The sequence below is a fragment of the Streptomyces sp. NPDC048671 genome (genome assembly GCF_055587045.1).
Genome location: NZ_JBVJHB010000035.1, coordinates 1 through 9118, shown reverse-complemented (window position 1 = coordinate 9118; position 9118 = coordinate 1). Strand labels below are relative to the sequence as shown.

Here is a 9118-nt window from a genome sequence, read left to right as displayed (position 1 = left end):
CCCGGCCGAGCGGGGGGGCGCGCCGGAACCGGGGGCCGCGCGGGCGCCGCACCGGGTTATGAACCCGGCCCCGCCCCCCGGCGTAACAGCCGGGGCCCCCCCCCCCGGGGGGGCCGCCCCGCCCGCTTCTGCTTTCCCGCCCCGGTGACGCATCATGTGGGACGGCCGCGGGGACGGGTGCCGGGACGTCCACGAGGCGCATGAAACGGACGGGGGGCACGCACCGCAGGGGGACGAGCGGGGCTTACGAGGCGTACGAGGCGTACGACGCAGGTACACGAGCACACGAGGCACACGAGGCACACCAGGCACACCAGGCGTACGAGGCACACGAAACGGACGAGGTACTCCAGTGCGGATACGTATCGCAAGGGCGACGGCCACCGCCGCGGCCGGCTGCGCCTGCGCCCTCCTGCTGACGGCCTGCACGGGCTCACCGGGCTCCCCGGACTCCGGGCCGGGCAAGAACGGCGACGCCCCGCCCACCGCCCTGTCCGGCCTGGCGGGCGCCGAGCGCCACCCCGTACCGCACGGCAGCGGCAGCCACACCCCCGACGACTTCAACGGCGACGGCCACCGCGACCTCGTCCTGAACAACCTGGTGAAGCCCGCGGCCGACAGCCACGGCGACGACGCGGGCATCGGCATCGTGTACGGCACCGCCTCCCGTGGCCTCGACCCGTCCGTACGCCAGCTGCTGAGCGCGCACGCGAACGCCGCCAAAATCGGCGACACCCTCCCCTCCGCGTTCGACGCCGAGGCCTCGTGCGATCTGGACCAGGACGGCTTCACCGATCTGATCGTGGCCACCGACCCCCCGTACAACGGCATCGGCCGCCCGCCCGTACCGCTCCAGATCCTCTTCGGCTCCCCCGCGGGCCTCACCGGCAAGGCGGTCGCGCTCCGCATCCCGGACCGGGCGCGCTTCGGCAACGAGTGGCCCGACCACCCCGTCTGCGGCGACTTCGACGGTGACCGGAAGCCGGACCTGGCCGTGACGGCGAGCGCGGGCCGGCTCAGCTTCCTGCGAGGCCCCTTCACCCGCGACGGCCGCCCGCACGCCGCCGGGGGCACCATCCCGGGCGCCGGCCCGGCGCTGTCGGCCCCCGAGCCCCGGCCGGACACGAACGGCGACGGGTACGACGACCTGGTGTACGCCGCCCGCCCGCACGAGCCCGGTACGGCCGCCAGGGGCACGCTGCTGCTGGGCAGCCCCGACGGACCGGGCCGGCCGGGCGGCACGTACCGCTTCAGGGCCCCGGCCGGCGAACTCCCGGCAGCGCCACTGCGCCGGAAGCCGTCCCCCGCGGACGCCACCGCCACGGACTCCGCCAACTCCCCCGCCCCCGCGTCCCCCGCGTCCCCCGCGTCCCCCGCGGAAACGACCCTCCTCATCCGCTACGCGGACTTCGACGGCGACAAGAAGCCGGACACGGTGGTGCGCACCCACCGCGGCGAGACGGCGGACCTGATCGCGCTGTACCCGGCGGCCACCCCGGACCGCCCGCTGATCACGTTCACCAGCGCCCTGTTCAACACGGTCTGACCACCGCCGGCTCACCTGCGGACAACCCCCCAGGGTTCCCTTAGGGGATGTCACAGCTAGGCCGCAAAGGCGGGCCAGTTCCCCAGCCTCTCCCACCCACCCCGGACGGACCAGGTACGTTCGATTACGTGGCTGGATTCAGGATCGGACGCGGCCGGGACAACCGCACCCCGCAGCAAGCGCAGCAGCAACCGCGGCAGCAGCCGTACGGCAATCAGGCACCACCGCCGTACGGACAGCAGCAATGGCCGCCGATGGGAGGGAACGGCGCCCCGCACAACAGCGGCGGCTACAACGGCGGCGGCCCGAACAACGGCGGTTACAACGGTGGCGGGGGCCCGAACAACGGCGGCTACCACCCGGCCGGCGGTTACCAGGGCGGCGGAGCGGACGAGCCGGAGTACTTCGCCGACCCGTACCCCCAGCCCCACCAACCGCAGCACCCGCAGCACCCGCAGCACCCGCAGCAGGGCGACCCGTACGCCAACAACCCGGGCCACACGCAGGCCTTCAGCATCAACGAGGACCCCTACGGCGACGGGAACACCTACCGCGCCGGCCAGGCCCCCGTCCAGCCCGCAGGCCCGCGCCTGCACTGGAAGCAGCTGCTGAGCGGCATCGTGACGCGCCCCGCCCCGACGTTCTGGCAGATGCGCGACTACCCCGTCTGGGGCCCGGCGCTCATCGTCACGTTCCTCTACGGCCTGCTGGCGCTCTTCGGCTTCGACGAGGCCCGCGACGACGCGATCCACGCCCCGGTCGGCAACGCCATCCCCTACGTCGTCATCACGGGCATCGGCTTCGTGATCGGCGGCCTGGTGCTCGGCGCGGTCACCCACACACTCGCCCGCCAGCTGGGCGGCGACGGCGCCTGGCAGCCGACGGTGGGCCTCTCCATGCTGATCATGTCGATCACGGACGCTCCCCGCCTGATCTTCGCGCTGTTCCTGGGCGGCGAGAACTCCCTGGTCCAGATCCTCGGCTGGCTGACCTGGCTGGCCGCGGCGGCCCTGCTCACGTCGATGGTGAGCAAGTCCCACGACCTGCCGTGGCCGAAGGCGCTGGGTGCGAGCGCGATCCAGCTGATCGCGCTGGTATCGATCCTCAAACTGGGCACGATCTGACCCTGCCCCCGGCCTGACCCGAAAAGACCCCCGAAGCCACAAGGCCCGGGGGTCTTCCAAGTCCACACCAACACTCAACCCACACTCACACCCACACCGGACGACTCAGGCGTCCAGCACCTGTCCGCTGCGCCGCACGACGGGCTTCTCCACGCTCCAGGGGAAGTTGATCCAGCGATCGGTCTTCCTCCACACGTACTCGCATTTCACGAGCGACTGCGACTTCTCGTAGATGACGGCGGACCGCACCTCGGCGACATGATCGACGCAGAAATCACGCACCAGCTTCAGCGTCTTGCCGGTATCGGCGACGTCGTCGGCGATCAGGACCTTCTTGTCCGAGAAGTCGACGACGTCGGGCACGGGTGCCAGCATGACGGGCATATCCAACGTGGTGCCCACTCCCGTGTAGAACTCCACATTCACCAGGTGGATGTTCTTGCAGTCCAGCGCGTACGCCAGCCCGCCCGCGACGAAGACCCCGCCACGCGCGATGCTCAGCACCACATCCGGCACGTACCCGTCATCGGCCACGGCCTGCGCCAGCTCCCGCACGGCATGCCCGAAGCGGTCGTACGTCAGGTTCTCCCGCACGTCACCGCCCACCGGACATCACACCTGCGTCCGATGGAAGTTCATGTACGAACGCGACGCGGTCGGACCGCGCTGCCCCTGATATCGCGACCCGTACCGCTCGGAGCCGTACGGGAACTCCGACGGAGACGTCAGCCGGAACAAGCACAGCTGGCCGATCTTCATCCCCGGCCAGAGCTTTATCGGCAGCGTCGCCAGGTTCGACAGCTCCAGGGTCACGTGCCCGGAGAACCCCGGATCGATGAACCCGGCCGTCGAATGCGTCACCAGCCCGAGCCGGCCGAGCGAGCTCTTGCCCTCCAGCCGCGACGCGAGATCGTCGGGCAGCGAGATGACCTCGTACGTCGACGCGAGCACGAACTCACCGGGGTGGAGGATGAACGCCTCGTCCCCGTCCGGCTCGACGGTACGGGTCAGATCGGCCTGCTCCACGGCGGGATCGATATGCGGATAGCGGTGGTTCTCGAACACCCGGAAGTAGCGGTCGAGCCGCACATCGATGCTCGACGGCTGCACCATCGACGTATCGAAAGGATCAATACGTACGCGTCCGGCGTCGATCTCGGCCCGGATGTCCTTGTCTGAGAGAAGCACCCACCGAGGATACGCAGAACGCGCGGACCCACCCACATCGGGCCGCCCCGCGCGCCTGTCGCCACCTTCCCGGAAGCTCTACCGCTCCTCGAACGCCACCGGCACGGCATGCCGCAACCGGGCGCAACGAGGACAGCGGATAAGCCGCCCGGGACCGATCCGCCCGGACCCGAGCTGCTGCATCGGGAACGAGGCGGTAGCGAAAACGTGCCCTTCGGCACAGCGGACGACGGTGCGCTCCAAGGAGTCCATCAAGTCCCTTCCCCATCAAGCCGTGGACGAGAAAGCCACATTAGGGGATGAACAGGACGCCACTCCACGCGGCACTCCGACAACCCACGCTACGCCCCCAACTCCCGCCCCACCCACCCGCATCCACCCCCCAACCCGACACACCCCCACCACGCCCCACGGCTAGGCCCACGCATCGGGGAGCCCGCGATGGGGTACAGTGTGGGACGATGCGTCGCTGGTCAGCCAGTGCGTTACGCGGGTGTAGTTTAATGGTAGAACATGAGCTTCCCAAGCTCAGAGCGCGAGTTCGATTCTCGTCACCCGCTCTTTAATGAAGGCCCTGGTCAGCGACCGGGGCCTTTCTTGTTATCTAGACCTATCGCGGGGTGCCGTGCCCTCCGCGTGCCCTAACTATCAGAAACGCCCCGCCCCAGGCCCCTGGCACACCACGTCGACAGGCCGCCGCCAAGGCAGGAAGACGGCCCGTGGCCCAGCGCCGACTGCGCGGGAACGCCGACGCTGTGCAACATACGGGGAACGCGGGCTGGGATGGTCTGGCGCGCTACTCGGGCTCGCCCCACTGGGATGTCGGCCCCCTCGCGGCACTGTCAAATTTGCCGCTGTCTGATGGAGCGTGATCCTCCTACTGCTCACCGCAGTCAGCCTGGTCGGCTTTTGATGGCTCTCGGCTCAGTCAGGTCCGTGCTTGTACCGTGCGTCTGGCCGGGGTGGAGGGGGAAGGTGTCCAGCCTTCCGATATGCAGCCTCTTCCGGATACCGAAGGACGCGGATCTCTCTCCATGCGACGTCGAAGGAGATGGTGTCGCCGCTAGCCCGGGAGAGCCTCCAGGCGAGGAAGCTGGTCCGGGGTGAAAGCGTCCAGTGCCAGAACGCGCTGGCTACCTTCACCACTGGACCTTCAAAATGCCACGGACCGTTGCAGTGTTCATCTGGCGCCTCCAGGTGGCGCCGGTTTCCCTGTGGCGGCCTCTGCGATCTCCTCAACCCTTGTCGCGTGGGCGGGCCGTTCGGCCTTATGCATTCCGGCACTCAACAGCCCGTAAACCATCCGCTTCTGTGCTGGCTCGGGAAAGGAGGCCAGAAACTCCCGAACCGCCTCTACAAGCGCATATTCGACGCCGTGGCGCCCCGGCGGACGATAGGCAGCGAACAGCTCGGCTAGTGCCTTGGCTTCGGCCGAGCGCTTGGCCCAGTCGGTTGCGTCGGTCGTGGCCCAACGCGCCATGACCCCGGCGGGGTCGGAGAGCTCCTCTGCGAGGTCCTCGAATTCCTGTCGCCGGATAGCCGTGGCCTTTGATTGCTCACGTTGAGCAGCCAACAGCGCCTCTACGGCAGCCTGGTCCCCCGTCAGTAACGACACGTGCACGCGAGCGTCGTACCGGACCTCTGGATCGAGCAGCGTATGGCTGCGCGCCATCTCGCGCGCCAGCAGGTCCTGAACGGAGTGGAGGTCGGTCGCGGGCTGCTGCCGAAGGAAATCTGCCGCCTCGTGCCTCAACGCAATGCGGACGGCACGCGCCGCCGCCTCAGCATCCGCCAAGAGTGCGGCCACGCTTCGAACTTGCACGTCGAACACCACCTGAAAGGCAATGCCCGCATGCACGCTTTCCAGCCGGGCCTCGAAGCTCTCCATCAGAGCTTGGAGCTCCTCCCGCAGATCAGGGGGGTCCTGCCTTCTCCAGCCCACGGCCTACGGCTCCCTGCTGCCCTCAGTTGCCGACCACGGGCCAGCCTGCGAAATGTGCCTCAGCTCAGCCCGCAACTCGATTACTGCGGCGTCATAGGCAACTCCCGGCTCGCCGATCAGCAGCGCGGAGACTGGCGCGGCGGTCAGATACCTGGAGATGACCCGCCCGAGGATCTCCGTGACATGCTCACTGGGCACTGTGCCGCCCGCTCTCGCATGCGCCCACCGGTCGATCAGCGCCCGACACTCCGGATCGACGGCTCGGTTCTCCAGCGCGGTGCTCCACCCGGTGACCAGTGCGTCCGCAACAACCGGGTCAGCCGCAGCCGAGGCAAGGGTGACCTGCAAGGCGTACGGGTCCGTCTGCGGGTCGATGACGGCCAGGAACGCCCGACTCCCGGCGGTGTTGCCTCGCTTGGCAGCCCAAGCGTTCACCAGGCGCCAGACGGTCGGCAACTGCTTCTCTGTGGCCGCCATGGCGCGCAGCGCCGCGTCCGCCTCCGTGACAGCGGTGTCCCGTTCGGCCCTCCCCAGGATGTGCTGAATGCGCACCAGCGCCTGCCGGGGGTAATGCTGGGCAAAGTCGGTCTGACAAACCAGGGCCACCACCCGGGCCACAGATTCCTCACCGTCCTGTGCCCAGTCGAGGAGCTTCGCCCGAACGGCAGGGCCCAGCCGGTCAGCCTGCGCCGTCCGGCTCAGGACGCTGGCGATCAATCGCAGGTGTCGGTCGTCGTTGCTGACCCCGATCCAGTTCTTGATGGTCTCCACCACGCGAATGTCATTCTCGGCGATGGCCAGCTCGACCAGCAGATCGCTGATCTTCTCCAGGCGTTTCGTTCCGAAGGCCCGGTCCGTCACCAGCCGGTCCAGCCAGCGCAGCAGAGGTGTGTGGATGTCGGGACGCTGGTGCCACAGGTGCAGAAGCACCGCCCTGGTGTACCCCGGCCGGTGGTCGAAGGACGCCTGCCGACCCGACACCTTTGCCTTGACCGATTTGAGTCTGTCGCTGAGGTCCGGACCAGTGAGGATCTCACGCACGCCGTCTTGCCCCTGGTCCCCTAGCAGCGCCCGGGCACCCTCCTGCATGGTGAGGGCGTCTTCGCCACTGAGAAAAACCGCAGCAATGAGCAACGCCCTGTCTTCGGGCATCTGTGTTGTGGCCGCAAAAACCGCGCTGACGTCGGTGGACCATTCCTGGAACCTGCTCACCGCCGTCTCGAAGCTCTCCGGTGAACCGTCTGCAGCCGCCAGAAGGGCGGCCAACCGGGCTCCGTCCGCCGGTGTGGACTCAGCAGTCAGCAACCGGGCGGCCGAGGCTGCCTCGAGGTTGGTGCGATCGGCTGTGACGAGGTCGGCCCGGCCGGGCAGGTCGTATACGTACTCCAAGTGAGTACGGGCCACCAACTGGGCCGACGGCCTGTTCTTCACGCGAACAAGGGCCGCAGTATGCGCGGCTACCTGAGGCCAGACTCTCTCGTCAGCGATCACCACCAGGCATGATCCGATCTTCGCCAGCTTCTCCGCGTGGACGGCTAATGCGCCGGCGACCCGGTCCGGGTTCACCCAACCGGCCATCTCGTCTTCGACGTCTAGTAGGTATCCGGTATTAGCTGCGTTAGGGAGTACGGAGCAGTCTGGTTCCGCAGGGTCTACCCAGTCGGGCTCGATCTCCTTCAGCTCCATCGATCCGTCCCTGGCCAGCCGCGAGCGCGCTGTCCGCCATAGGACGCGGATACTGGCTGTCCGCTTGCCGTGTTCCGGAGGGCCTGCGAGCACCGCCAACGCGCTACCTGGTACGGAAAGGACCTTGATTGCCTCGTCCGCAGCCGTAACCGGCAGATCGTCCGCGTCCTTGGACACCCACCCCTGGCTAGCCGTCCTCAGCTCGAACTCGGAGAGGTCGATGACGGTGAGCGGCTGCTTGCCCGTCGAAAGAAACACCGAGCCAAGAGCTGCCACAACGAACGCGTTGTGGTTACCAGAGACGTTCAGCCCAGACTGCGATGCTTCCGCGTCCTCCTCCGGCGCATCCGGGCCTTCGCCCTTGGCGTCGGCCGTGGACGTAGGCCCGGACAAGTCTGCGCCGTGCGGATGGACGGTGTCTTTCTCCGATGGGCCCTCGCGCTCAGTTGACTGAGCTGCATCTGCCGGCCGGTGCCTGGCGGGCTGAGGTCGCACCCAGTCCGGGATTCCATCGTCGAAGGCACTCGTCACTTGGACTCCTCCGCTCGGTAGGTGAAGCTGCCTCCGAAGATCGAATTGCCGGTCATGATGATCTGGCTGTTGCTGTTTTTCTCCGCCACCATTCGCGGCCCCGAACTAGCCTCACCGTTAGCGCGTTGCCGCTCACGCACAAGCGCCACGAGGTCAACGGCCGTTTCGGGGTACTTCGCAAGGAAACCCTTCAGCTGGATGAACAGCTCCTGGCAGATCTCTTCGCGTACCCGCTCGCGATCAGCTTCCGGCGTCTCCAACAGGCGCGCCTGGTGAAGATCCAGCACGCGGAGTTCGTCTGCGGCCGTTCCCTCGTTGCCTCCCCGAAAGAAGGACACCAACGCATCGCGCACCCCCTGCCAGCTCGACCTGGCCATCTCGGCCGCCAACACCCCTGCGCCGCCCGTCGCCACCTCGATGACGTTGAAAGCTTCTGTCATGCCCGCACCCCCACCTGATCCAATCGAATTCGAGAGATCAGCGTGCGGGGTAGAGCTACAGCGAACAATCGAATCGATGTTCTTGGCCGGTAATGGATGAAAAAGTGACCCGCTTACCGGCCAAGAACCAACCATCACTTCCGAAGATGGATCACGAAATGGCCTGGTGGAAGCGGATCGGAGAGTTAGATGCGGATCAATTTCGGCCAACAGATGCCGTTAACAAGTGGCTCGAAGGCTTCGAAATGCCAGAGACCGCGTTACGAAACCCCAACTCCGCGGCGGGCTGACACATGCAAGTATTGTCACTGCTATGGCGTGTCGCCCTGAACTCTATGACTGGTATGGAAGTTCGACACCCGCCCCTACCTACTTTCGAACGTGCGCACTTTCTGTCCCTTCTCTGCAGACCGAACGCCACCCGGCGCAATCGGCAGTGGAGCACAGGGGTCTGATCGCCCTGGAACAGCACCGCCTGCGCGGCGCTGCTGCGGTTTGGATGAACTGGCCAAAGTTACCGGAAAGCGAAGAGTGCCCCGTTATTCCTGCCGCCTCGCCCGAGCAGTCTGCTAAGAAGTCATCTCATTTGGGTGACTCGGTATTCTGTGCATCATGGTGGGGATCATTGAGCAGCTGGTGCCGGACGAGTTGTGGGAGTTGT

General features: G+C 67.1%; 7 protein-coding genes and 1 tRNA gene. 3 read left to right on the top strand and 5 right to left on the bottom strand.

The window, feature by feature from the left end:
• Positions 1-352: 352 nt before the first annotated feature.
• Both ACZ6S6_RS37565 and ACZ6S6_RS37560 read left to right on the top strand, forming a co-directional pair.
• Positions 353-1546 (top strand): FG-GAP repeat domain-containing protein, encoded by a 1194-nt coding sequence (locus ACZ6S6_RS37565; protein ID WP_469709507.1) that lies wholly within the window; start codon positions 353-355, stop codon positions 1544-1546.
• A gap of 128 nt (positions 1547-1674) precedes the next feature.
• The gene (locus tag ACZ6S6_RS37560; protein WP_469709505.1) at positions 1675-2670 is read left to right on the top strand and encodes a Yip1 family protein; all 996 of its coding nucleotides are present in this window, start codon (positions 1675-1677) and stop codon (positions 2668-2670) included.
• Between the two features lie 105 nt (positions 2671-2775).
• Here ACZ6S6_RS37560 and ACZ6S6_RS37555 read toward each other — a convergent pair whose 3' ends face one another.
• Positions 2776-3276: a phosphoribosyltransferase gene (locus ACZ6S6_RS37555; protein WP_469709503.1), complete on the bottom strand. Its 501-nt coding sequence runs from the start codon at positions 3274-3276 to the stop codon at positions 2776-2778.
• 6 nt (positions 3277-3282) lie between these two features.
• Positions 3283-3858 (bottom strand): dCTP deaminase, encoded by a 576-nt coding sequence (gene dcd / locus ACZ6S6_RS37550; protein WP_362961103.1) that lies wholly within the window; start codon positions 3856-3858, stop codon positions 3283-3285.
• 489 nt (positions 3859-4347) lie between these two features.
• Between dcd and ACZ6S6_RS37545 the strand changes: the two genes are divergently transcribed.
• Positions 4348-4418: transfer RNA gene (locus ACZ6S6_RS37545), tRNA-Gly, on the top strand.
• A 620-nt stretch (positions 4419-5038) separates the two neighbouring features.
• Here the strand turns inward: ACZ6S6_RS37545 and ACZ6S6_RS37540 are convergent.
• The 3 genes from ACZ6S6_RS37540 to ACZ6S6_RS37530 are packed head-to-tail and all read right to left on the bottom strand — an operon-like array spanning position 5039 to position 8457.
• On the bottom strand, positions 5039-5746 hold the full coding sequence (locus ACZ6S6_RS37540) for a hypothetical protein (protein ID WP_469709501.1): 708 nt from the start codon (positions 5744-5746) through the stop codon (positions 5039-5041).
• Positions 5747-5803: 57 nt separating this feature from the next.
• Positions 5804-8017: a hypothetical protein gene (locus ACZ6S6_RS37535; RefSeq protein ID WP_363078380.1), complete on the bottom strand. Its 2214-nt coding sequence runs from the start codon at positions 8015-8017 to the stop codon at positions 5804-5806.
• Positions 8014-8457 (bottom strand): hypothetical protein, encoded by a 444-nt coding sequence (locus ACZ6S6_RS37530; RefSeq protein ID WP_363078382.1) that lies wholly within the window; start codon positions 8455-8457, stop codon positions 8014-8016. The genes ACZ6S6_RS37535 and ACZ6S6_RS37530 overlap by 4 nt, the downstream gene beginning before the upstream one ends.
• Positions 8458-9118: the final 661 nt, after the last annotated feature.